The organism is Microcoleus sp. D2_18a_B4, assembly GCF_036702475.1.
GTDB lineage: Bacteria > Cyanobacteriota > Cyanobacteriia > Cyanobacteriales > Microcoleaceae > Microcoleus.
In genome coordinates this window covers 88312-112674 of record NZ_JAUBTL010000016.1, presented here as the reverse complement: position 1 = coordinate 112674, position 24363 = coordinate 88312, and the positions used below count along the sequence as shown (strand labels likewise).

Here is a 24363-nt window from a genome sequence, read left to right as displayed (position 1 = left end):
ATCATAATTCCGTAGGGGCGGGTTTTACAGACAATTTCTGACTGAAACAGACCATCTCGAAAACCCGCCCCCACCCACCCATAAATACAAACCTACCTTTTCGGATTCGATGCAAATTTCAGGTTAATGTAGGTTATCGGTTGTGGCGGGGCGGGTTTATCTAGATTGTTGATAATCGTTAGATATTGTCTGTGAAACCCGCCCCTACGGGATATGGTTGATTATTGATTTAAGCTGTTGCGGCATTTAAATTGTATGTCAAAAAAAAATAAAAGTCTTGTGGGGTGTCCCGCCCGCCCTGAATATACAATTTAAATGCGCGACAGCTTAGGAGTTTTTCAGATTGTTTGTTAATGATTGCTAAGGCAAAGTCAGAATTTCCACACCAGAATCAGTCACAGCCAGAGTGTGCTCGAATTGAGCCGAAAGCTTTCCATCCTTGGTGATAGATGTCCAACCATCAGCCAAAATTTCCACTTCCCAAGTACCCTCATTAATCATCGGCTCGATCGTAAAAACCATGCCTTGTCTGAGCTTCTTCCCCGTGCCCCGCTTACCGTAGTGCAAAATTTCTGGTTCGGTGTGAAAAACGCGGTGAACGCCGTGTCCCGCAAAATTTCGCACTACCGAAAAACCCTGTGCTTCAGCATATTCTTGAATCGCTGCACCGATGTCACCGGTACGAGCACCGGGCTTGACTTCCGCAATTCCTCTTCTTAAACATTCCTCAGTTACTTCAACTAACTTTTTCGCTACCGGTGAAGGTTTCCCGACAAAAAAAGTCTTGGAAGTATCGCCATGATAACCATCAACTAAAGGTGTTACATCAATATTAATAATGTCCCCTTCTCTCAGGATTTGTTTAGCATTCGGGATGCCGTGACAGACTACTTCATTGACGCTAGCACACAGAGATTTTGGAAATCCTTTATAGCCTAGCGGAGCGCTTTTTGCTCCGTGTGCCAAAGTCCAGCGTTCGGCTTCGTCGTTAATTTCGAGAGTGCTGACACCCGGTTTTACCATCGGTTCGAGATGTAGCAGAAGTTCGGCAGCTAAACGGCCGGCTTGGCGCATTTTTTCGATTTCTCTACTGGATAAAAGCACTAAACGTTCGGTTGCCATAGTTTTTTTCTGTTTTCTTTTTTGTGGTCGATTAAGAGTTTATTTAACTCAATTTTAGAATAGATTTGAACCAGTGTTCAAAACGATCGCCCAAAGCTCCCAAAGAGTATTCTACCTCTGCTTGTCGGCGGCAAGCGCTGCGGTCAATTTGGTCTAAGCGGGCGATCGCACCTACCAAGCCATTTACACTATCAGGCTCCACTAAAAAGCCCGTCAGTCCGTCTCTAACAATTTCGGCAGGTCCCCCGCGCTCGTAAGCAATCACAGGCACACCGCACGCTAAAGCCTCGATCGCGACATTTCCGAAAGCTTCCACCCAACGTGGTGTCATCAACAATGCTTGGCACTGACGGACTTGCTCTTGCATTTGGGTTGTTGTCAGAAACCCTAAATATTCTACCGGAGCATCCGGGTAATCTGCACAAATTTTTTGCCAATAATCCTCATCTTGCATTTTGCCCATAATTTTCAGGGGAATGCCTGTAATTTTCGCTGCCGCCACTGCATCTTCTAAGGCTTTTTCCGGGGCGATGCGACCAAGCCAAGCTAATTTAGACTGCGGTTTGTTGCAAAATTCGTACAGCGATAAATCAATGCCGCTTCCCAACAACTGACATTCATCGGCAAAGGCGAATGTTTTGGCTTGAGAAGCGGTGTGAACTCCGATCGTACCAGGAAACTGGAGGGCGGTTTGTCCGGCAATGCGATCGAGGGCTGCGGAAAGGGAGCCCATGCTGATCAAATGTGCGATCGGAGTCCTAAAAAAAGGTGTCAAATAAAACGGCAGCCAATCGTAGGCAAAATTAACAATGACATCCCATTCATCCTGAACTTGGCGAGCATATTCCCACATATTCGCCAGCACAGAATCTGCGGGCATCACAATAGGATCATTGTAATCTTGTGTTTGGGCGGTTACTTGCAAATCACCCGTTATTTCGATTACAGGAATTGATTCTAAGACTGAACCTATCGGCGCTACAACCGCTATTTTATGACCTCGGCGGTGCAATTCTTTAGCGATGTTAAGGACTATAAGTTCGACTCCGCCGCCCAAACCCGAACCGAGTTGACCGACAGAAGTGGAGAGCAACAATATTTTCAAATAGTCAGTAGTCATTAGTCATTAGTCATTAGTCATTAGTCATTAGTCACTAATTCTAACATAATCTAACTTATAAATTCTCCCCTCTAAAATCTAAAATCTAAAATCCCTTGAAAATTGCTAGACTTATCAATCCATCCCAGAACGCGGACGGAGGCGGTTCAACTGATTGATGGCCCAGCGAGCAGTTTCCTGAACTTCTGGATCTGGATCGTCTGTCGCACGGTGCAACAAGTAACTGATTTGATTCACCAATTCGTAAATCCGCGTCAAGTCGCGAATCGCATTTTTACGCACTTCGGGATTTTCATTTTGCAGCGAAATTGACCAGGCATTATTCATGGGTTTGAGAGTGCGAATGCCAATTTCCGAGAGACTTGCCAAAATTAAACTGTACTGGCTCGAGTCGGAATTTGCTAGCAAATCGAGCAACGGCTCAACTGCTCTGGAATCTCCCCGCTGGCCGAGTTCCCAAATTGCTTTGCGCCTCAAAGCCGGATTTAGGTGCTGCAAATCTTCAATCAGTGCTTCAATAATATCAACTTTAGGTCTACCATCCGTTTCGGGAAGGGCAATACCTTTCTTCTTCGCTAGGGAATCGGTTTGATTAGTTGTTTCGGGAATGTTGAAACCTGTGTTGCTGTATCCGTTGCTGTGAGTTTCCAAGGGGGAGGTGTCGGAATTAATTCGATCGCCCTCGAATGCTGCATCCTGGGATTCGGGTTCCCCGGATTCCGGGAGAGAAGGTCGAGCGCTGCTCTCGATACTGTAGTTTTTTTGCAAACCAAAAGGGTCGGGGAAGGCTGACAGCGATTGTCCTCCAGAAGAATTCTCTCGCGGCCTACTTTGGTGCGAGTTTTTAGGAGAATCGGGATTAGTAAATTGAGAGTTTCTTTGGTTGTGGCGATCAAATCTTCCCCGTCTTCGCTTAGAATAATTTGGCTCGTCACTGCTAACTAATTTGAGCATGATAAATACTGCCGCTGCCGTGACGACAACTGCTGCCAAACCCAACATTAAGAACCCCCGCTGACGAGACAAAATGACGAGCAAATTGGATACCGATTTCGGGATCTTAGAATTAGATTTGGACCTTTTGGACGGCTGAGATTTGTTTTTATCGGGCGCTGGAGACGGTTTTGGAGGCTTGGAATCTTGGCGATCGTCCGGGGGAGAGTTCGCCTGAGCAATTTCTTGGGAAACAGCACGCGCAGAGGCAGTGAGTACCTGATGCCCTCCGTCGGCACTTGGACTGAACACAGCGCCCAGACAGGCAATGCAGGTGAACAAACATACAGAGGAGCGGTAATGCGCCATAAGACTCAATCCGGGTTTTGAGAGGCAACGCCGCATGACGAGCTTTAGTTTAACCTTGAGTTAGCTCGATCCTAGCTGCTATGGGCTTAACTAACTTACAAATAGCACCAGACTAGCGAAAAACCCTGGTTTGAGAGGGCACCGAGCCAGATATTATAAGCACAATTGTGTCATTGACGTGCAACTCCTTTAAATAATTAGTTTAATTAGTTTAAAACGAACAACTACATCGGCGGCCGCGACTTTAGCAGCGGCATCCCGAAAGTTGATTGCAGCTAATCTCACCTACGTGCAGTGTGCAGTGCAGGCCCTGCAGCGCAGCACTGCGGGGGCGTTAGCAGACGATTGTGGCTAGCTGTCGATTTTTTACGAATAACGTGGCATGACCAAAAGTTTAACAAGCTTCCGAGCCGACGGGTCGATCGTTTTTGTGTGAATTTCAGCGGAAGTGGGACAGGGGCATTGGCACTCGTAACGATAAACTCGGTTTTTTCGTTAATTCTTCGCTGCTAAACCGCATATTTTCAGTACATTCCAGGACGCACTCTCGACGCTCACAAACCAGTTTTATTTACCCAAAATGCTGTAATAAAGAGATCGCTGATTTGACCGATGTTAAGTTGAAGGGGGCAATTATGCCGGATAGAAGTGTTTGGGCGATCGGCTAAGATAACCGTTAGGAAATATTGTATTCAGCTAGCAAGCGCCAAAAATCATACTATAGCCATCCTAAATCATTTGTAAATTTCTTACTCCCTCCCCTTGATAAGGGGAGGGTTGGGGTGGGGTCAAAAATTTACGACTCCTGCAAGGATTGCTATATCTTGGTAAAAGCAGGGTCGGATTTAGTTAGGAGCTATAGTGAGAGCGAGTATACCCTTTCACGCAGGCGCCCTCTGCCAACGTTCTGTTTATTTGTACCCACTTACTTAAGTTAAATCAATCGGTATTTAATGCTGTGCCGCCAAATTTGATATAAGATCGAGCTAAATTTCTAGTGTGAGAGTAGAGGCGTTTGTGAGCCAACAAGATATTTTAAATTTAGCAAAAGAAGGCGATGCCAGGGCGATCGCATTTCTGATCGGCCAAGCACTCCAAAGCTTCGGCGTCACGGCTAAAGCCAGCCGGGAAAATGACACCCTGCACCTGCTGCTGGAAGCAGAACATTTACCCGCAGAAGAAGCCTGTCTCCGAGTCGCAGTCAAAGGTTTGCAGCGGCTGCAACCCAATAACCTTTACTCAGTGACAGTTTACGGGCGGCGCGGCAGCCAGCAATTGCCAGCTTGGAGTCAGACGGTAGAATTAAAAAAACGCTTGACTTCCGCACCCGTGAGTGCATTAGTTGCCGTGAATGCAGCAGTAGCTGCGAGTGAAGCAGTAGCCGCTAGTTTACCCGCTTCTCCAATTCCTGTGACTTTGCCCAAGCTAGAAAAAACCCAAAATGTCACAACTGCGCCCCCTCAAACACCAGAAAAATCTGCGCCCCAACCCCCTAAAATCCCAACGACAAAACCCCCAAACCAAAGGCAGCAAAAGCCATCACCGCAGCCCGAATTAGCAGACACTAAAACTAAGAAATTTGGGCTGTCAGTCGCTGCTCTGAGTCTAATTCTCGTACCGATATCCGGCTTTGTGCTGGCTTCTCAACTTTACAAATCCTCAACCACCGCTACTAATAACCCTCTAACGTCAAAGCCTGCGGTACAAGAAGTGAGCTCGACACCCGCGCCTGCACCCGCAGCCAAACCCCTTCCCGCTGCAAAATCGCCCTCCCCGGCTGCCAAAAAACCTGCCATTGTGCCCGCCACTGTCAGCATCAAAGCAGTTGGTGACATGATCCCCGGCACAAATTATCCCTACAACAAACTGCCGGCAAAAAAAGAGATGTTATTAGAGTCGGTAAAACCGTACCTCAAAGGAGCTGATATTCTGTTTGGCAATTTTGAAAGCACGATGACCGATTATCCTTACAGTTCCAAAGCCGGCGGCGGACGAATGCTGTTTGCCTTTCGGACGCCTCCGAGTTATGCCAAAATTTTCAAAGATGTTGGTTTTGATATTTTGAGTATTGCCAACAATCACTCTTACGATTTTAACGAGCAAGGATTTAAGGACACGATTAAAAACATCGACAGCAATGGCATGAAGGCTGTTGGCAAAAGAGATCAAATTGTTTATAAAAATGTCAAGGGTGTGAATTTTGCCTTTATCGGTTTCAGCAACTACGGCGACGTTCACAATTCCTTGCTGGAACTGAAAGCGGGAGCAGAAGTTGTCAAAAAAGCTAAGGAAAAGGCTGATATTGTAGTGATATCAGTTCATGCTGGAGCTGAAGGAACGGGAGCTATCAATGTGAGAAATAAAACTGAGTTTTTTTACGGAGAAAACCGGGGAAATATGGTTTTGTTTTCGCGGACGATGATTGATGCGGGAGCGGATTTGATTTTGGGACATGGCCCGCACGTTCCCAGAGCTATGGAACTTTATAAAGGGAAATTGGTTGCTTATTCGCTGGGCAATTTTTTGGGTTATCGCACTTTGTCCACAGCCGGAGCACTCGGTAAATCTCTAATTTTGGATGTGAAAATGACTCCGCAAGGGGATTTTGTTTCTGGTAAGATTATCCCCATTCAACTTGACGGGCGAGGTGTGCCGGCTGTTGATAACAATTTTAGGACTGTGGGGTTGATTGACCGTTTGACCAAGAGCGATTTTCCCAATAGCGGTTTGACAATTGATGACAAGGGACAAATTTTGAAAAAGAGTAAGTAGTTATTGGGAATTGGGCATGGGGCATGGGGCATGGGGCATGGGGCATGGGGCATGGGTAACGAGTAACTAATAATCAATAACCCATAACCAATAACTAATCACAAATAACCAATAACTAATAACCAATTCCCCATTCCCCATTCCCAATTCCCGATTCCCCATTACCAATAATTAGTCATCAATTATTGCTTTCAAAGCTTCTTTCATTTCGTCTGCAGTCGTCGTTGCCGTACCGAATTGACGCACGACTATACTAGCCGCCAAATTGCCCAAAACTGCCGCTTCCCAACCGGATGCACCGACGCACAAAGCTAAAGTCATTGCTGCTACAACTGTATCTCCAGCACCGGTTACGTCGAATACATCAGTCTTGTTAAAAGGGGGAATGTCCCAACTTTGAATGGCAAATTCCCCCTTTTCACAAATGGATGTTGGAGGGGGTGAATTTTTGATTTCTTCGCCGTAGGCCCTTTCAAACAAAGTCATCCCTTCTTCGCCGCGAGTAATCAGGATTTTTTGAGCTTGAGTTAAGTTCAATAAATCGCGTCCTGCTTGCATTAAAGTTTGAGGGTTTTTAATAGCATATCCGACGGCTTGCTCGGCTTCGGGCAAGTTCGGAGTAAATAACATTGCTCCCGAATATCGCTGCAAATTTATTTGAGCGTCTACAATTGTTTTGCCGGGAACCACTGCCGATTCGATCGCCAAATTCGTCCAAACTCCGTCGCCGTAGTCGGAACAAACCACGGCATCTACTGTCGGTATTTGCTGCCGGATGTAGTCTGCCAATTGCAACTGCAAATCTAAATCCGGCAACTCGTCGGATTTGCGATCGACTCGAACAATTTGCTGAGTCACCGACTGCCGCGCGTGCCCGGAAATTCGAGTTTTGGTGACAGTTGGACGCTGCGAATCTATTAAAATCCCACCCGTATCAATTCCCGCCGCCTCAAAAATACCGCACAAAGCCTTTCCCTGGTCGTCTTTTCCCACCAAACCAGCAACTTTTACTTTGCCTCCCAGTTTGGCTAAATTATAGACAGCATTTGCGCCACCTCCGGGTACTTGCTGAGTATTTTCGTAGCGCAAAATCAACACAGGTGCTTCGCGGGAAATTCGCTCTACTTGTCCGGTAAGAAACTCGTCCAAGGTCAAATCTCCGATCGCTAATACCTGCGCTTGATCGAAGCAGTCTAATCTTTTCAATAATTGCTCAGTTGAGGCACGCAGTTGAGGCAAAAAATCGGAATAGTCGTTAGTCATTAACCAAAAAAATGAGACTGAGGAGTTGATAATTGAGTGTGGAACGAGCGGGAATTAAAAAGGGAGCATCTCTATGAAAGCAGCCCAGCTAGAAATTGGAGTTTTGAGGTCCGAGGCAGGAGGCAGGAGGCAGGAGGCAGGAGCAAAGAGGAAGAAGAAAGGAGCCAGAAGAAGTGTTTTTACACATATGAGATGCTCCCATTAAAAATCCTAATATTAATTAATAATTAATTTCCTCCCTTGTTTTTTTTTTAACTTTTAATTGATTTTCTCACTGGGGTTTTGAGAAACCAGTTGCAGGCTATTGGCGATCGCACTCGCTCAAACAATTTGGCAAAAAAATGCGGATAAAATCGCAGCCATTGAGACTCAACTGAAAGTTTCACGGTGTGGAAGTTTCCTTCTACATAAGTGCCTTCAAAAAACTGCAGAATTATTTCAATTTCTGCTTGATGATCGTAATCACCTGAGTCATTTGTTTTTTGAGTGCATCAATTTCCGCTTGCATTTTCGCCATTTGCTGAGTCATCGCTTGAATTTCGGCGGCGCCCGCTCCAGAAGTGGATGCAGCGGGGGCTGCTGGGGCTTCCGGCACTGGTTTCTTTTTGGCCAGTACCATCGCCGATTTGATTGCCTCAGTTAGCTGCTTCTTCTCAAACGGTTTGGCGATGAATGCAAAAAAATGCTTCTCAAAGGGTTTCGGAATTTTTTCCATCACCTCTTCTTCGCGGCCCGACATGATCACCAAAGGTATCTTAGAAAGCTCAGGATGGGCTTGCACTTTTTGATACACTTCCCAACCGCTGACTTTGGGCAGTAGGAAATCTAACATAATTAGATTTGGCCGGGCTTGACGGATCAGTTTGAGTCCCTCTTCGCCGTCTTTTGCTTCTAGAATTTCAAAGTTACCCTGAGGCAACATCTCTCGGACTCGGAGGCGGATGACTTTACTGTCATCGATTACCAAGATTTTTTGACCAGCCACGACTGACTCCTTCAGTAATGAATGAGTGATGATTTGCAACCTTCAGTATATCCCTAACAGAATTCTACCCATAATTCTGGGCGAGTTTAGTTTTGTTGCACCTGGGGGCGATCCTGATTTCGGGTGGTACTCCTACAAGTTCAGGGGCTTTGATTTCGGATACGATCGAAGGAATTAACTCAATCGCCACTTAATTTTATGTCCCCCCAAACTCCTAAAACTCCTACTGTCAAAGCAGTTGTCGCCCAAATGCGGGGTGAAATCGAGGCGATGCCGGAGTGGTTGCGTAGGCCCGTTGGCAAAGCTAGCGAACTTTCCCAAGTGCAAAAAATTATCAAACAGCGGCAAATTCACACGATTTGTGAGGAGGGGAGATGTCCCAACCGGGGCGAGTGCTACGCGCAAAAAACGGCGACTTTTTTGTTGATGGGGCCGACTTGCACCCGCGCTTGTGCTTTTTGTCAAGTAGATAAAGGTCATTCTCCGATGCCGCTAGACCCGGAGGAACCGCAAAAGGTGGCCGAGGCTGTGCAGTTGTTGGGTTTGCGCTATGCGGTGCTGACTTCGGTGGCGCGGGATGATTTGCCGGATGGGGGTGCGGGTTGGTTTGCCAGGACGATCGCCCAAATCCGCATTCTCAACCCGCATACTGAAGTTGAGGTACTGACGCCGGATTTTTGGGGGGGAACAGGTAGGGGCGGTGTCCCCGTGCCCGCCCTCCCCGTGCCCGCCCCCGACGGGGAGAATTCCGGCCTCGATGAGTTGCAGCGACAGCGAATTCGCACGGTGGTGGAGGCTAAACCTGCTTGTTACAACCACAATATTGAGACGGTGCGTCGGTTGCAAGGGCCGGTGCGGAGGGGGGCCAAGTACGATCGATCGATCGACGTTCTGCGTATTGTTAAGCAATATGACCCAACTATTCCCACAAAATCCGGTTTGATGTTGGGGCACGGGGAAACCGAAGCCGAGATAGTCGAAGCGATGATTGATTTGCGGGACGCCAAGTGCGATCGGCTCACCCTCGGTCAATACATGAGACCATCTCTAGAGCACCTCCCAGTGCGTAAATACTGGACGCCGGCCGAATTTGACCGTTTCGGGTCGATCGCGCGGGAGATGGGGTTTGAGCGCGTGCGATCGGGGCCTCTCGTCCGCAGTTCCTACCACGCCGGAGAGAGCGATTGAAACTAATTTGAATTCAACTCGGTATAAACTTGTTACCAAGAAATTGGGTATAAAGCCCCGTCCTTCTAGGACGGCTTTAATTAATTATCAACTTTTGTTAATTGTTTTCTTGAACTTTCTTGCATTGTGTTCATTGTAGAGTACAATAACTAGACTACAGGTAGAATAACCGCCGATACACATGAGACACCACGCTCAAACGACGGGTCGGAAAACAATAATGGTTAGTGGGTAGCGAAAACCACGAAAAACATAGCTGGGCTAACTAATGTAAGCCAAAATCAGAGACTAAACTTTTTATTTCTAAAATGTACTGTCTAAAATGTACTGTGGGGCACACAGAAACAAGAGAAGCAATTCTCGAAAGCTTGGGGAGACAAACCCTCGCGAGGCTATCTAAATTAAGCTCGATATTTGGTTCTTTTGAACGGATACCAGGTTTAAACACTGCCGCAAGGATAGATAGTTTTAAGGTAGGTCGCAGAACCAAGAATCCCCTCGCCTTCAGGCAGGGGAGTGTCAAAAAAAATAACTCTAGAGGATTGTGCATAAGTGCGACGCTCTCTGCTATTTGTAAAGAGAGTGACATTATCAATTAGGAGCTTTACCTATGCCAGAGATAGCCAAGAACCAATTAAAATCCGACTCCGTGATGAAAACGGGCAAATTCCCTTACACATTTCGCGCAGGCTGGTTTCTGTTGCTGTTAGCAATCAATTTTGTGGTTGCAGGCTTTTATTTCCATATCATTGAATAGTTCTGCAAGTTAACTTTTAGCAGACCCTGCTTTTCTAGACCTCAACGTCGGAGAATGGGAGAGAAGGAGAGGGGGAGAGTGGGAGAATGGGAGAGTGGGAGAGTGGGAGAATATGACTTCATCCTTCTAACTAATAACTACTGACTACTGACTTCTTCCCTCTTCCCTCTTCCCTCTTCCTTCTGACTCCTGACTCCTGACTCCTGACTCCTGACTCCTGACTCCTGACTCCCGACTTTTGCTCAATAATTAATCCGTGTATCCGTGTCGCGCCTTCCTTCTTCCTTCTTCCTTCTTCCTTCTTCCTTCTTCCTTCTTCCTTCTTCCTTCTTCCTTCTTCCTTCTCTACCGATTTCTCGACGCTTCTAGCTTTGACAAGCGCTCTTGAATTTTAATAACATCTTGCTTAGTTTCAATTGCCAAAGTTGCTAAATTGTCAAACATCGGGTCTCCCGACAGCGGTCTAGGATTTGTGCGACCAGAACCTGAAGGGGAAGGAGACTGAGGCCGGTTAACTCTAGAACCTTGGTTCTGCAAGCTGTAGATTTGTCCCCTGAGTTCAGAAATTTGCCTTTCTAATTGAGTAATGCGAAACTCTAATTGAGTTGTGGATTGAGCGGGCGTGACAATTGGCGCAACAGTAATTGCTAAGGCGCAAGCCAGACATAAAAGACAGAATGTTAGGGCGCGATGGCGAATCTTTTTCGGCATAGCTTTAATAATTTAAATTATACCAGTTCTACGATAACAAATCGCCGATATTTTTTGCCTCTATCAGAAGTAGGTCTTATGGCAAGTAGGAACGTAGCTATTTTAATGTTCGATGAGGTCGAGGTACTGGACTTTGCAGGGCCTTTTGAAGTGTTTTCGGTGACATCAGAATTAAGTAAGGGCGATTCCCTTCGGGATAGCTTCGCTTCACGACCTTTTGCAGTCTCTACCGTAGCCGAACATCCCGGTGCTGTCAACGCCCGCAACGGTTTGAGTGTAAATCCCCACTGCACCATTTCCGATTGTCCGCCACCGGATATTTTAATTGTACCAGGAGGACAAGGTACAAGAAAGTTAATCGAGAATTCAGCAGTTATTAACTGGATAAAAGATTGTGCGCGAACAGCAGAATTAGTGCTTTCTGTCTGTACGGGTTCGCTGCTTTTGGCAAAAGCTGGTTTGTTGGAAGGTTTGGAAGCAACTACCCACCATCAGGCATTGGATTTATTGAAAAAATTAGCGCCCAACACAACTATTATCGAAAATCAGCGATTTGTAGATAATGGCAAAATCATCACTTCTGGGGGAATTGCTGCGGGAATTGATATGTCTTTGCACGTTGTCGGCAAACTTTTGGGTAAAGCACAAGCTGAACAAACAGCAGAGCACATGGAATATAAAATTGGGAATTGGTAATGGTGAATCTAGTTAATTGCACATTTTATTTGTACGGACACGGCATGAACCCTTAGTGTCTATTTAAGTTTCAAATCCTTTGTATCTCTCGTTTATAGCCGAAATTAGATCCCCCTAAATCCCCCTTAAGAAGGGGGACTTTGACGCTCTTTTTCCCCCCTTCTTAAGGGGGGTTAGGGGGGATCGAGAGACTTATTAGATGGACAAAATACTGGTAAATTTGGACGTTAACTTAACACCAAGGGGCATTGCCGTGTCCATACCCCATACCCCTAGCTAATCAAGTATCTTCGCCCCAAACTTTTAGTTGTAAATAGACTAATATCAAAGCTACAGCCATCAGGAAAGTTGCCGCAGCGGCTGCATAGCCAAAATCAAATTGCGAAAAAGCTTGCTCGTAAATATAATAAACTAGCAAATTAGTAGAGTTCAAAGGGCCGCCGCCGGTGATGACGTAAACTTGCTCGAAACTCCGCAGAGTAAAAATAGCAGTAGTGACAGTAGCAAATACTAAAGTCGGTCGCAAACCGGGTAAAGTGATGTACAAAAATTGCTGCCAAGCATTAGCTCCATCCAATTCTGCGGCTTCGTAACGATTTACCGGAATTGCTTGCAATCCTGCTAAAAATACTACCATATTAAAGCCTAATTGTTTCCAAACACTGAGCAGAATGATCACAGGCATTGCCCAAACTGTGCTACTCAGCCAAGGAATTGGATTTAAACCGATCGCACTTAGGGCATTATTCACCGGGCCTTCGGTTTGAAACAACCACCGCCAACCCAAGCCAACTGCAACTAAAGAGGTAATCGAAGGAATAAAATAAGCGGTGCGGAGAGCTCCTCGCCAAGCAAACGAGCGATTTAGCAAAACTGCTAAGCCCAATGGAATCACTAAACTGGGAATGACTGTTGCAGTAGTAAAATAGAGCGTATTTTGGAGAATTTGCCAGAAATCCGGGTTTGTGACTAGACGCCAGTAGTTGTTGAAGCCAATCCAACGCAATCCCGACTGGGTAAAGCTGCCGCTGGTAAAGCTGAGGTAAAATAAATAGGCGATCGGCCAAATCAAAAAAGTACCCAGAAACAGCAAAGCTGGGGCCAGGAAAGTCCAAGCTGCGATCGCATCATTATCCAACCAGTTAAAACGCCCAAATTTAATCCGAACCATTGGCTTGTAAATTTTAGCTTTTAGTTTTAAATGGTATCACAATATAGGTCAATTTCACAATGAATCTTCTCGATATATTAGCTCATTTACCCACTATAGAAACTGAAAGGCTCCTGCTCAGAAAAATTACTTTAAACGATGCGAGCGATATGTTTGAGTATGCCTCAAATCCCGAAGTATCACAATACACAATGTGGTCAACTCACACCTCGCTCGAAGACACTAAATACTTTCTCAGGTCACTTACTAAAATGTACAAAAGACGAGAGCTTGTAGATTGGGGGATTGTCCACAAAGCCGAGAAAAAGTTTATCGGGACTTGCGGATTTGTGGAATGGAGCATGACGCACAGCCGCGCGGAAATTGGCTACGCACTTTCTAGGAGATATTGGGGCGAAGGATACATGAGCGAGGCTGTTAATGCAGTTATTGAATTCGGTTTTCGGGAGATGTTGCTGAATCGAATTATGGCTCGATGTGAAGTTAACAATATTGCTTCGGCTCGCGTGATGGAAAAAGTGGGGATGCAATTGGAAGGGGTATTGCGACAGCACCTATTTGTGAAAGACAGATATTGGGATCTAAAACTTTATTCGATTCTCAGGGAAGAGTTTTTTGAGAATATTGTAGAATAGGGTTGAATCAGGGAGCATCTCAATGAAAGCAGCCCTCCGCTAGAAATGGGAGTTTTGAGGCAGGAGGCAGGAGGAAAGAGGAATAAGGCAGGAGGAAAGAGGAAGAAGGAAGGGGGAAGAAGGAAGGAGCTAGAAGAAGTTTTTTTACAAATATGAGATGCTCCCGTGAATCAGCAGGTCAGCGAAAAAAACTAATATACTTAGGACTTACGCAATATCTCCATGTAGAGTGCGCCGAAGCACACCTTACCCTTTACCTGTATTGTAGAAGACGAGTGAATAGTTTTTATCTTTATGACCAATAATTTCTTGATGGTACCCGCCACGTGATTTATCCGTGGACTCAATCCAAAATCTAAAATCTAAAATCCTCACGCCCCCGAATTTATCCGTGGGGTCAATCCAAAATCTAAAATCTCAAATCTAAAATCGAATGACCGCTAATCCCGTATCTGTTAATTCCCATGCCTGCCTGATTTCTCCTGAGATTGGAAAAAGTGCGCTCGCTCCGGCTCATCCTCCATTAAAATTAGGAGTTTTAGCATCAGGAAGCGGCAGCAACTTCGAGGTAATTGCCCAAGCCATCCAAAACAAAAAGCTCAACGCTCAAATCCCAGTATTAATTTACAACAACCCAGAAGCAAAAGCCGCAGCCAGAGCCGAAAAATACGGCATTCCCTCGATTCTGCTCAATCACCGCGACTGCAAAAGCCGCGAAGAATTAGATACAAAAATTGTCAAAACTTTTCAAGAATATGATGTAGAATGGGTAGTGATGGCGGGTTGGATGCGAATTGTTACCAAAGTTTTGCTTGATGCTTTTCCCGATCGCGTTATTAACATTCACCCCAGCTTACTGCCGAGTTTCCCAGGAATTCGCGCCGTCGAGCAAGCACTGGCCGCCAAGGTTAAAATCACCGGATGTACGGTGCATATCGCCCGTTTAGAAGTAGACAGCGGGCCGATTTTAATGCAGGCTGCGGTGCCCGTATTGCCTGATGATACCGCAGAAACGCTGCACGCGAGAATTCAGGTGCAAGAGCACAAGATTATGCTCGGTGCGATCGCACTTATTGCCGAATCTAATCAAAAATATTGTGACTAAAAACCTTACCAGTGCCGCATCTATCCCCAAATTGCCCGTCAGCGAATCACCCGAAACAGGCCCGCCGCTGACTCCGCCCAAAAACGGAGAGTTGCGAATGACTTACAGCATATTCCATTTATATGTGGTACACATAATCTGATGGCCCGTGTAAGGTGCGTCGCCACCCGTCAATCTGTAAGTTATATCCAATATCTCGTAGCGACGCACCATACAGATTAAAAGCACACAATTAAGGTTTCTACTGTACTTCATAAACCACCGAATATGCTGTAAGTGCTGCAAAGATCAAAATTTTAGAGTCTTGTTCTAGGTTCCCGATTCAATGCGAGAGTCAATCTAAAATCTAAAATCTAAAATCTAAAATCGAATGATAGACTCGAATCGCCTGAAATTAATTCTGAAAGAAAGGCTGAAAAAGAGCATCGGCCTCAAGGGAGAATTCTATCTGCCTTGCTTGCCATCGATGCTAGACGACTATCTTAACTTACTGTCAGACTTCTTAAACATTCTCGGACAAAACATCGACGCTGCCCAAGCTGAAAACTTGCGAACATTAATCGCCAACGCCTTAGCAGAAGGATTCAAAAATTCCCCCCACGCTAATCTAATAGTCTCATACTTTCCCGCCAATTCCCAAACCGGTTTAGCCGGCGGCATTACTCTGAATACCAAGATTCAAGTCGAATCAATGGCCCAGAAATATCATAGCTGGCCGGATATTCGCCCCGAACCTTTATTCGGCAGCCATCCCGATGCCAAAGTCATCGCCATTGCCGCCGAATTAGGCGAACCGGGAAAAGCACCTATTTTAGATGTTGGTGCGGGCCCAGGGCGCAATAGTCTGCCTTTAGCAAGGTTAGGTCATTCCGTGGATGCGATCGAACTAACACCGATATTTGCCGAGAAACTATCAGCAGCAGCAACCGCCGAAAACTTGCCGATAAATGTCACCCAAGGCGACGTTTTAGACCCATTATTAAGGATGAAAACTTATCGGTACAAATTAGCGATTGCTACCGAAGTTCTCTCTCACTTCCGCTATCCCGAACAAATTCGTCTTTTCCTCGGCAAAATGTCCGATGCCGTGTTAAGCGGCGGGTTTATCTTATTCAGTGCTTTCTTAGCAGTAGATGGGTACGAACCCGACGAGATGGCAAAACAAATGTCGGAATTGTGTTGGTCTTATCTGATTACCAGACAAGAATTGCAAGCAGCTATAGAGGGTTTGCCGTTAGAAATTCTTTCTGATGAATCTGTGATTGAATACGAACAAAAACATTTGCCTGACTCGGCGTGGCCGCCGACACCTTGGTTTGTCAGTTGGGCTAGCGGGCGCGATTTATTTTCTGTGAAACAAACACCGCCGTTAGAGTTGCGGTGGATACTTGTTAAACGCTTGTAAAGAGCTGTTTCTTTTATGTGGGCTTATATTATCTCCGGTAGCATCGGAATTAGGTAATGCGAGGGGGGAGCACGCGAGCTCATCCAAATATATGATTCCGATGCCACCGGAAACGATATTACCGATCGGTCAAATTATTCAACCTGCAAATTACAAAATCCTTCGGTATCTTTTCCTGTTCTAAACGAATTGTTTGCTTGGATAAATCAGCAAATAAATCATGCTCCTCCGGTGTCAGGTAAAATAAGTTAGCAACCTTGCACAATTTACCCGGCACAGCAGATTCCTGAAATGTATCGAAAGTTTCTCGATCCATCATAACAGAAATTGTTTGATCAAAATAAGACCTTAACTGCGAAAGAATCTGGAACCCTTGGGCATCCAAATCCCCCCAGTAAATTATTGGGCAATTCCTTAGCCACTCAACATCTTTTAAAATAGCTACATTAAACCCCTTTCCCCACAGCGCAAAGCTGTTGGTTAAATCAGGCAAAGTGCGAAAATTCATCAGATTCTCAGTAATAATAAAGCGGTATCCTTGAAGATTGCGACGTTCAAAATCAGAAATGAGTATGCTCATCTCCGAGGTGCTAATCCCATACTTCACCTGTAGGTTTTGATCCAAAGCTCTGATAGTTACCGATGGCTCAGCATATCGCAAACCAAATCGCTTTTCAAAATCATTTTCTTCTTGATTAATAGCATCATCTGGCAGGATAGCTGACAGCAATTCATTTAGAATACCTTTATTTTGTTCGATGAACTTAGTGTGAACATTTATCGGTAGTTCGCGAATATAAAGCTGAGGTTTGGGATGGTTCTGAAAATACAAGCATACAGGCAATAAATTCTCCCATTTTCCTAAGTGATTGATTACTTTTTGAGGATTTTGATTGAGCCAGATATTCAAATCAGGAATTTCATTTCTAATCCTTGCTACCACTTGTTTAAAATCAGCAACTTCAGGTTCCTTATTCAGGAATTTGAGATAATCTGTCTCTGTTTCAAATGTAATTCGGGATGGCAGCGACTGCATACCGTATTTGCGATTTTTCCGCTGTATCAGCTCTACTTGATACCCGCAGCCAGCGTGTTCTTTTGAGCCTTTCAGAAGTTGCTGTACGGCTTCTTTGAGTTCCTGGTAGTCGTCGTAGGGAATTTTGCCGCAGGGCCAATCTAGCGGGAAAAAAGGTTCTCCCAGGAGCAAGGATTGCAGGAAGGGAATATATAGTCGATCGGCTTTTTTTCTGATTTCTTCGGGGGTAATCATAAACAGACACAGTTAATTGGAAGCCATTTGTTTTAGACGCAGCTTTTCTAGGGATATATTATAAACCTTGGAGTCGTTCTCTTCACGGCTGTTTTCAACATAGTAAGCAGAGCCTACATAATCCTCAACAACGTAGATTTTGTCTTTGGGCGTAACTACCAGAAGCTGAAGATTTAATTGTTTAAATAACTCCATTGCATACTTTGCATTTTCTTCATCTAACTTGCTAAAAGCTTCATCAATGACCACAAGACGAAATGACTCAGATTTTGTTTTATCTTGTACTAATCCGAATTGATGGGCAATAGCTGACGCTAGAATGGTGTAGGCTAATTTAGCCTTTTGCCCGCCCGATTTTCCCGATGAATCGGAGTAATATTCCTTCTGAGTGTGGTCATCTTTATTTTTAACGCTGACTGAGAAATTAAGCCACTCACGCACATCGGTGACTTTTTCTGTCCACCGCTTATCTGACTTGAGGCGATCGATCAGGTCTTTAATTTTTTCAAAGCTAGCTTCGTCAGCTTCAGAAGTTTGCTCAACGCCTACATCACGATAGCACAACACCTTCAATTGATTTTTAAATTCCTTAATTTGGTTGTCTCGGTTAATTTCCGATTGGACTTGTATATAAGTCGAGTCTGTATACTCAATCACTTTTAAGGATTGATTTATCTCGTAAATCTTTTGTTCTATTTCACTTTTCCAGTCTTCTAACAGATCATTAAAATTAGAAATAGCGTCACTAATTTGCCGATCTAGCAGTTCTTTAAACTTTTGTTCATGTGCTGGTAAATCATCTCCTTCTATCCTTGCTAGCATCTTTTTGAACTCAGGAAGCGCTTCTAATGATGCGTCAACATTGGTGGTTTCTTCGGGATACTCTCGCTTGTAACTATCCATCTGTTTGTCAATGCTTCTTTCCAAAGAAGAAGTTAACTTGCTCGCGTCGTTTATTTGACTCTGGTAAGACTCCTTTACTTCAGCTTCCGAAGGATCGATGTTGAGGAGCGTCAGATTTGGATTTTTGAGACTATCTTCAATTTTAGGAGTATAAGTCTGAATCTTTTCGGATGTGCATGATGTCGATAGCCTGTCGCATTCCTCCCTCTGTTGTTGGTAATGCTCGATATCGCGATCGAGAACCGCAATTTTTTTGTCAGCGCTAGTTTTATCTGCTTCCTTTGTCTGAATGTCAGCGCTGACAGCAGCTAGTCTTATTTTCAAGTCATTTAGGCGATCGCAACTTTCCTCTAACTCCTGCTTTTGCTCTACTAGCTTCTGCTTCTTGCTAGCATCCGGTTTCCAGTCGATCGCAGAAAAATTATTGAATTCCAATAACTTTTCTAGCAGCTTCTTTTGATCCTCGCACTTTTCTTGTGCTGTTTCAATCTCCTTTATCGCTTTTTTTACTATATCAATCTCTGCTTGACACTCCTGCAATTTAGCTTCACAATCCTTGATTTTCTCAGAATTGTCCCATCCCAAAATATATTGACTTTTGTCGTTGATTCGATGGCGATCGTCTTTTTCATGTCTATTCCCCTTTTTCATCAAGCCATTTTTTCTAATAGCATAATTCTCCCGCTCGAACCTATCTAAATCTTCACAACAGATGCAGCTACCAAATGTGTTTAATAAATCATTAGTCAGCCAAGTAATATATTCATTATCAGGTTTAATGTCCAATTTATTAAACAAGGAATTCTTATCTAAGTTTCTAGTTTCCTGATGTAAATTTTTAGTGGAAAGTTTCTCATAAACTACGCGACGACCCAGATTAGTTCGATCGACATATTTAGTGAATTTATGGTAATGCCTTTCAGGAACTAGGAGTCGCAGTCCAAAGTTGTGCAGCAGTTTTTCGATTGCCCCTTCCCACTCGCCTTCTCCATCCTTTACCTTCAGCAGTTCGCCGACAAAAGGAATTTCTTCCTCAGCAATTTCCGCCTCAGCAATTTCCAAAGCAGTTAATATTTTTTTTCTTAGTTGGACGTTTACACCGGGAATCTGATTTTTTCGCTGTTTTAAAGATTGCAGTTCTTTGTCTAACTCAGTGTAAATATTTTCACGTTGTTTCTTCTTACTTGTTTCCTCATCGCGTTGACTTCTTAATTTTGTGATTTCTTCGGTAACAGTTTTTTGCCTTTCCTCCGCCTGGATTGCAGAACTATTAAATGTATCCCGGTCACTGTAAGCTGGAAATCCTATACCTTCAGCAATTTTATTATATTTTTTGGCTGCTATTATATAATTATATATCTGTCCCTCTAAAGTCTTAATATCCTGTTCTAAATCTTTTATTTGCCGTCCTTTATCGTCATTTTTAATGTCTACTTTTAAATTTAGCTCTTGCTCTTTCAAGCGTTTTAAAGCCCCATTTATTTCTACTAAATCGTGGTTGACTTGAGTATGTTCCTGTTGTTTCTCTACCATTACTGTTTGCAACAAACCGATTTTACGCTGAGCAAAATAGGCAGGGACTACTCGCAATACTTCCTTTAATTCATCCAGATTACCCTGGACATTTTCGTACTGGTCAGAATCAGCAATTAGCGGTTTTAAAATCTCTACCTGTTTCTTTGCTTTCTGCAGTTTTTCATGAGAAAAGGTTAAATTTTCATAATGTTTATTTAGCTTTTGTATTTCCTCCTCAACATTAATTTTGTCCAGCATATGACCGCGCACAAACTCATTTAATTCTCCAATTTCTTTGATGCTGACTGTCTGATTGAATAAATCGAAAGCTTTTTCAGATTCCACACCAAAGGTTTTGCGAAAGTGTTTGCTGTAGTCAACAAATGTGTCAAAGGTTTCTATTTTTGGTTGAAATAAAGACGCTAATTGCTTTTTTAATTCGGGGAAACTTTCAAAATTATTAAAGTGTGCGGCGATGCTGAGTTCACCAGCAGCAACCACAAACAACTTTTCAACTTTCTCTTTTACACACAAAACCTGAGCCAAGGTGACGTGCTGTTCGCATCCTTTGTTATAGAAATAAGCGAGTAAAACTGAATAATCATCTTTGGTACGCAGGTACTTCGGTTTAGATTTGTGGTCATCTTCACTTTTAATTGTGCTGTAAGCTCCGAGTACATAGGTCTTTTCATCTCGATCTCGCTTTCCCTTTTCTGAACCTGAAGCCAAGTTATAATTCCGCTTTATACTCGGCACCAGCAATGTCAGCAGTGCATCAACCAACGTCGATTTACCCGAACCATTAGCCCCCGTGAGCAAGGAAGTGTAACCGCCGGGGGCGATCGTACCCTGATGAAAAGTTCCCCAGTTTAATACTTCAAGCCGATGTAAGCGGTATCCAGCTTTGGAATTGTCTGGTTCAAATTCAAGCATTTGATTTGTCCTACGCTTTTAACTCTTCTTTGATTTCCTTCAATTTGTCAGCGGGAATTTTAGCTTTGAGGATGCGGCGAACCTCATATTCGCCTTCTATACCCTTTAACTCTTTTAAAAAGTGCAACTTGACGGCTCGATCGATCGTACTGTCAAATTTTTTCACAAGCTGTACGTCATTAGTTTGCTCTTTAAAAAACGGACGCATTAAATCGTGAATTTTATATTTAGACAGAATGCAGCGAGTGGAATTAGAGGTGCTGGCCTCAAATTCTAGCAATTCCTCGCGCAATAAAACACATAGTACCGTAACTTCCCAACTCAAGGCAACTCTCTTAACCAGCCTGGGCAGTGGTTTTGCTTGCTCGTCCTCATCCTCGCGATCGGGCTGCTGTAAATAAGCATACCCTTCTTCTTCATTTAAATAAAGTGTCACGCCAATTTTCCCGAAGTATTCTTTGACGTTTCGTTCGTTGTTCAATAGCATACCCCAATCACTGTCATCGTCATACAGAATACCTTTTAGTAATTTGATGATTGCTGGTGCGTAGGGTGCTATAATGTCGTTTTCTATCATTAATTTACTCTCCTTATCTTTTGAAAATAACTTGTGGAAGTGTCAGGTGCATGAGGTTTTCCTTGTCAGAGTAACTGGCGATGTCTATGCGATCGCTCGCGGAGTCATCGATCGCGTGTTTTCGATCGCCAGAAGCGATCGCCAAATAAGCAATAACTTCAGATAAACCATTTTCCACCGGATACCTCTCAATTATTTCAGCTAGCGTTACCTGATGTTGACTTTCCAACATTGCAGCAATCCGCTGCTTCAATACTTCCTCATCCACATAACAATAATTTCGGAGTTCCTCAAGTTTATCCGTCGATAAATCGACATTTTCCTCGCTAAAGTTGTAGCTTTTAAAGATTCGCTGTTCTGTGGGTTTCCACATCGGTCTTTCCATCACCATTTGCACTTCCGGGTCGCCTTCTATCCAGATAAATTCCTCAGTTTCTGGAGGATTATCCACCACGGTAAGTGCTAATTTTTTAATTTGGGAAATCAGTTCTTTCACTCGCCTGTTCTCTGCGATATGCTGTTCTGCCAGCATTTTTCGCAACTGTTCGGCAAGACGATAATTAGAGTCAATAATTTTTTGGCTAGCTTTAATCAGACTGCGTTTAATTATTCGGAGTAGGGGATTTTTTTTACCCAAATCTTGAAGTTCTGGCAAGCCATATACCCCATCAATCATTTTTTCCAATTCTTCCTGTTTGGAAGGATCTGCCATAAAATTTCGGAAGGCATAGAAGCTACGCCCCTGATCGGATTTTCTAATTTCTTCATCCGCGTCAATTACCTGTGCGACAACTAACCCCTTTCCCCCCTCCTCTTTTAGCTGTGCCTTTTTCACTTTGTCCGTGATTGCTTTAAAATTTTGCTCGACTTCTCCAAAGTCAGCAAGCAGCCGACGCGCCACATCATTAGCTTTAAGAAACCACTCTTTGAGCTTAGCTTCGCTGTAGCGCTCAACCTCACCAGTTTGTTCGATGGTGTCGATTTCTTTCTGAATTGCTGCTTTTTGTTTTTCTAATTCCTCCAAACGCACTTCTGGATCTTCTGTACTTTTAGTGACAATTTCTTTGAGAAGTGCAAATATCTCTAAAAACTGGGATTCAGTGCCAATAAACTCTCTCCTTTTCAAATCTTCCAGCCAACCAATCGCCCGATTAGTACCCGGTGCAAGTTCAAAAACCGGATCGTCATTTTTTGTTAAATAATATTTCTTCAAGAACTGATGATCGCTATTGCACCAGGTGTCCAGGTAAGTTTGTGCTTTCCCACAATATCGTTCCGGTTCGTGTTCGCACAGCTTCTCTAAATAATTTTCAAGTTTTTCTACGAGTTCTGATTGGGAAACGGTAATCTGATTTGAAGACTTGAACTGGCGATACAAAAAACTGATAATTAATGGTGCGTTGTCAGTTCTTAAAAGCTTGAGGCTAGGCTCATTTTTTAATTCATATTCTATGCTGTCATGTTCCATATTTAAAAAATTAAATTAACAATTTAATTGTCTTAAAGATTGAGCTTAAGTATTTACAATTATGACTTATGAGTGCTAGTAAAATTATTTTACTAGCACTCATAAGTCATAATTGTTGAAACTTAAACCTCGGATGCCCGCAATTGTCCGCAGGCTGCATCGGCTTCTAAGCCGCGAGAATACCGCACGCTAACTGCAATTTTCTTTTCCTTCAAAGTCGCAACAAAACTGTTAATTCGATTGGGAGTCGGGCGCTTATATTCAGCTTCCTGAATCGGATTGTAAGGAATCAAATTGACGTGACACTGAAAACCGCGCAAGTGAGTTGCTAACTCGGCTGCGTGTTCCGGTAAGTCATTCACACCTGCTAAAAGTACGTATTCAAAACTCAATCTCCGCCCAGTCGATCGCACATATTCCCGACATTCTCCGATTAACTCACCCAAAGGATAAGGGCGGGCGCTAGGAATTAACTCTTCGCGCAATCTTTGATTAGAAGCGTGGAGGCTGACGGCGAGGGTAACTTGCAGTTGATGTTCGGCTAGTTGGGTGATGCGATTGCGAATTCCTACTGTGGAAATCGTGATGTTTCGCTGTCCAATTCCTACATCTTGATTCAAACACTTGACAGCAGCTACAACATTATCGAAATTTAGTAGGGGTTCGCCCATTCCCATAAATACGATGTGGCTGACTCGGCGGCCAAAATCTTGCTGTACAGTCAAAACTTGATCGACGATTTCGTGTTTTTCTAAATTGCGCTTGAAACCGCCTTTTCCGGTAGCGCAAAAGTCGCAGCCCATCGCGCAGCCAACTTGGGCTGAGACGCACACAGTCAGTCGTTTATCGGTGGGAATGCCGACTGTTTCAATGATTTGACCGTCTGCCAATTTTAAGAGATACTTTACCGTGGCGTCTGGTGCGACCGATCGATAGTGAATGGTCGATCGCCCGATCGGGATTTTAGCAACAGTCTCGCGCCACTGTTTCGAGAATACAGAAATGTCAGAGATCGATCGTGCACCTTTCTCATAAATCCACTGGTACAACTGCTTTCCGCGATAAGCCGGTTGTCCCTGCTGCTGCACCCACTCCGTTAACTCAGCTAAACTCGCCCCCAACAAGGGCGGAATTTTACCCGACTCAACAGCCAAAGCAGCAGTCTTGCGAGACTGATTCGCACCCTTGGAATTACCAGAAGAGTACACCTGAGAAACGGAAGTAGGAGACATAAGTCATCAGAAAATTTAAAGCCACCCTCTATATTAAAACTTCTAGACCAAACCTGCCGTTAATCCTCCAGAAGGCGAAGTCTCGATCCCCCTAAATCCCCCTTAAGAAGGCGGACTTTGAGAATAATCCGCTTCCCCCCTTTTTAAGGGGGGTTAGGGGGGATATTATTGTGGACTCACAAAGAAAACTCCAGACACAAATGTCCCCAACAAAGTTAATTTTTGGCAAAATT

20 protein-coding genes are annotated in these 24363 nt (G+C 44.1%); 8 read left to right on the top strand and 12 right to left on the bottom strand.

The annotated features are described in order from the left end of the window. Positions 1-360: 360 nt before the first annotated feature. The 3 genes from map to QUB04_RS12360 form a co-directional block, all read right to left on the bottom strand. The gene (map, locus tag QUB04_RS12370) at positions 361-1122 is read right to left on the bottom strand and encodes a type I methionyl aminopeptidase (protein WP_333202335.1); all 762 of its coding nucleotides are present in this window, start codon (positions 1120-1122) and stop codon (positions 361-363) included. 43 nt (positions 1123-1165) lie between these two features. Next, positions 1166-2242, bottom strand: coding sequence for a glycosyltransferase family 4 protein (locus QUB04_RS12365; RefSeq protein ID WP_333284551.1), 1077 nt, complete (start codon positions 2240-2242; stop codon positions 1166-1168). A 114-nt stretch (positions 2243-2356) separates the two neighbouring features. Then, positions 2357-3544 (bottom strand): HEAT repeat domain-containing protein, encoded by a 1188-nt coding sequence (locus tag QUB04_RS12360; RefSeq protein ID WP_333284549.1) that lies wholly within the window; start codon positions 3542-3544, stop codon positions 2357-2359. Between the two features lie 1017 nt (positions 3545-4561). Here QUB04_RS12360 and QUB04_RS12355 point away from each other — a divergent pair. Beyond that, a complete protein-coding gene (locus tag QUB04_RS12355) occupies positions 4562-6316 on the top strand; it encodes a CapA family protein (protein WP_333284547.1) in 1755 nt (584 codons plus the stop codon). Positions 6317-6487: 171 nt separating this feature from the next. On the opposite strand, the gene QUB04_RS12350 is transcribed toward QUB04_RS12355, so the two are convergent. Both QUB04_RS12350 and QUB04_RS12345 read right to left on the bottom strand, forming a co-directional pair. Further along, on the bottom strand, positions 6488-7579 hold the full coding sequence (locus QUB04_RS12350) for a PfkB family carbohydrate kinase (RefSeq protein ID WP_333284545.1): 1092 nt from the start codon (positions 7577-7579) through the stop codon (positions 6488-6490). Between the two features lie 433 nt (positions 7580-8012). Next, on the bottom strand, positions 8013-8564 hold the full coding sequence (locus QUB04_RS12345; protein ID WP_333284544.1) for a response regulator: 552 nt from the start codon (positions 8562-8564) through the stop codon (positions 8013-8015). A gap of 198 nt (positions 8565-8762) precedes the next feature. Here QUB04_RS12345 and QUB04_RS12340 point away from each other — a divergent pair, with 198 nt between their 5' ends. Then, positions 8763-9752 carry a lipoyl synthase gene (locus QUB04_RS12340; protein WP_333284542.1) on the top strand — a complete coding sequence of 330 codons (990 nt, stop codon included), beginning with the start codon at positions 8763-8765 and terminating at the stop codon, positions 9750-9752. A gap of 610 nt (positions 9753-10362) precedes the next feature. Next, complete coding sequence (locus tag QUB04_RS12335; RefSeq protein WP_333062195.1) at positions 10363-10509, top strand: photosystem I protein PsaX; 147 nt, start codon at positions 10363-10365, stop codon at positions 10507-10509. 345 nt (positions 10510-10854) lie between these two features. On the opposite strand, the gene QUB04_RS12330 is transcribed toward QUB04_RS12335, so the two are convergent. Beyond that, the gene (locus QUB04_RS12330; RefSeq protein ID WP_333284540.1) at positions 10855-11220 is read right to left on the bottom strand and encodes a hypothetical protein; all 366 of its coding nucleotides are present in this window, start codon (positions 11218-11220) and stop codon (positions 10855-10857) included. Positions 11221-11298: 78 nt separating this feature from the next. Here QUB04_RS12330 and QUB04_RS12325 point away from each other — a divergent pair, with 78 nt between their 5' ends. Further along, positions 11299-11916 carry a DJ-1/PfpI family protein gene (locus QUB04_RS12325; RefSeq protein ID WP_333284538.1) on the top strand — a complete coding sequence of 206 codons (618 nt, stop codon included), beginning with the start codon at positions 11299-11301 and terminating at the stop codon, positions 11914-11916. Positions 11917-12196: 280 nt separating this feature from the next. Here the strand turns inward: QUB04_RS12325 and QUB04_RS12320 are convergent, their stop codons facing one another. After that, complete coding sequence (locus QUB04_RS12320; protein ID WP_333284536.1) at positions 12197-13087, bottom strand: sugar ABC transporter permease; 891 nt, start codon at positions 13085-13087, stop codon at positions 12197-12199. Positions 13088-13146: 59 nt separating this feature from the next. On the opposite strand from QUB04_RS12320, the gene QUB04_RS12315 reads away from it, so the two are divergent. The 4 genes from QUB04_RS12315 to QUB04_RS12300 all read left to right on the top strand — a co-directional run bounded on the left by QUB04_RS12315 (position 13147) and on the right by QUB04_RS12300 (position 16232). After that, complete coding sequence (locus QUB04_RS12315) at positions 13147-13722, top strand: GNAT family protein (protein ID WP_333284534.1); 576 nt, start codon at positions 13147-13149, stop codon at positions 13720-13722. Between the two features lie 433 nt (positions 13723-14155). Beyond that, positions 14156-14827, top strand: coding sequence for a phosphoribosylglycinamide formyltransferase (gene purN / locus QUB04_RS12310; protein ID WP_333284532.1), 672 nt, complete (start codon positions 14156-14158; stop codon positions 14825-14827). Beyond that, positions 14820-14969 (top strand): hypothetical protein, encoded by a 150-nt coding sequence (locus QUB04_RS12305; protein ID WP_333146267.1) that lies wholly within the window; start codon positions 14820-14822, stop codon positions 14967-14969. The genes purN and QUB04_RS12305 overlap by 8 nt, the downstream gene beginning before the upstream one ends. Positions 14970-15197: 228 nt before the next feature. Beyond that, positions 15198-16232 carry a class I SAM-dependent methyltransferase gene (locus tag QUB04_RS12300; protein ID WP_333284530.1) on the top strand — a complete coding sequence of 345 codons (1035 nt, stop codon included), beginning with the start codon at positions 15198-15200 and terminating at the stop codon, positions 16230-16232. A 118-nt stretch (positions 16233-16350) separates the two neighbouring features. On the opposite strand, the gene QUB04_RS12295 is transcribed toward QUB04_RS12300, so the two are convergent. The 5 genes from QUB04_RS12295 to rlmN form a co-directional block, all read right to left on the bottom strand. Beyond that, positions 16351-17502 carry a Wadjet anti-phage system protein JetD domain-containing protein gene (locus QUB04_RS12295; RefSeq protein ID WP_333284528.1) on the bottom strand — a complete coding sequence of 384 codons (1152 nt, stop codon included), beginning with the start codon at positions 17500-17502 and terminating at the stop codon, positions 16351-16353. A gap of 12 nt (positions 17503-17514) precedes the next feature. Next, positions 17515-20853, bottom strand: coding sequence for an SbcC/MukB-like Walker B domain-containing protein (locus tag QUB04_RS12290; protein WP_333284526.1), 3339 nt, complete (start codon positions 20851-20853; stop codon positions 17515-17517). A 10-nt stretch (positions 20854-20863) separates the two neighbouring features. Continuing rightward, entirely contained in the window at positions 20864-21430 is a 567-nt protein-coding gene (locus tag QUB04_RS12285; RefSeq protein WP_333146275.1) for a DUF4194 domain-containing protein, read from the bottom strand. A 13-nt stretch (positions 21431-21443) separates the two neighbouring features. Beyond that, positions 21444-22898, bottom strand: a complete 1455-nt coding sequence (locus QUB04_RS12280; RefSeq protein ID WP_333284524.1) for a DUF3375 domain-containing protein — start codon at positions 22896-22898, stop codon at positions 21444-21446. A 122-nt stretch (positions 22899-23020) separates the two neighbouring features. Then, the gene (gene rlmN / locus QUB04_RS12275; protein ID WP_333284522.1) at positions 23021-24130 is read right to left on the bottom strand and encodes a 23S rRNA (adenine(2503)-C(2))-methyltransferase RlmN; all 1110 of its coding nucleotides are present in this window, start codon (positions 24128-24130) and stop codon (positions 23021-23023) included. Positions 24131-24363 lie beyond the last annotated feature (233 nt).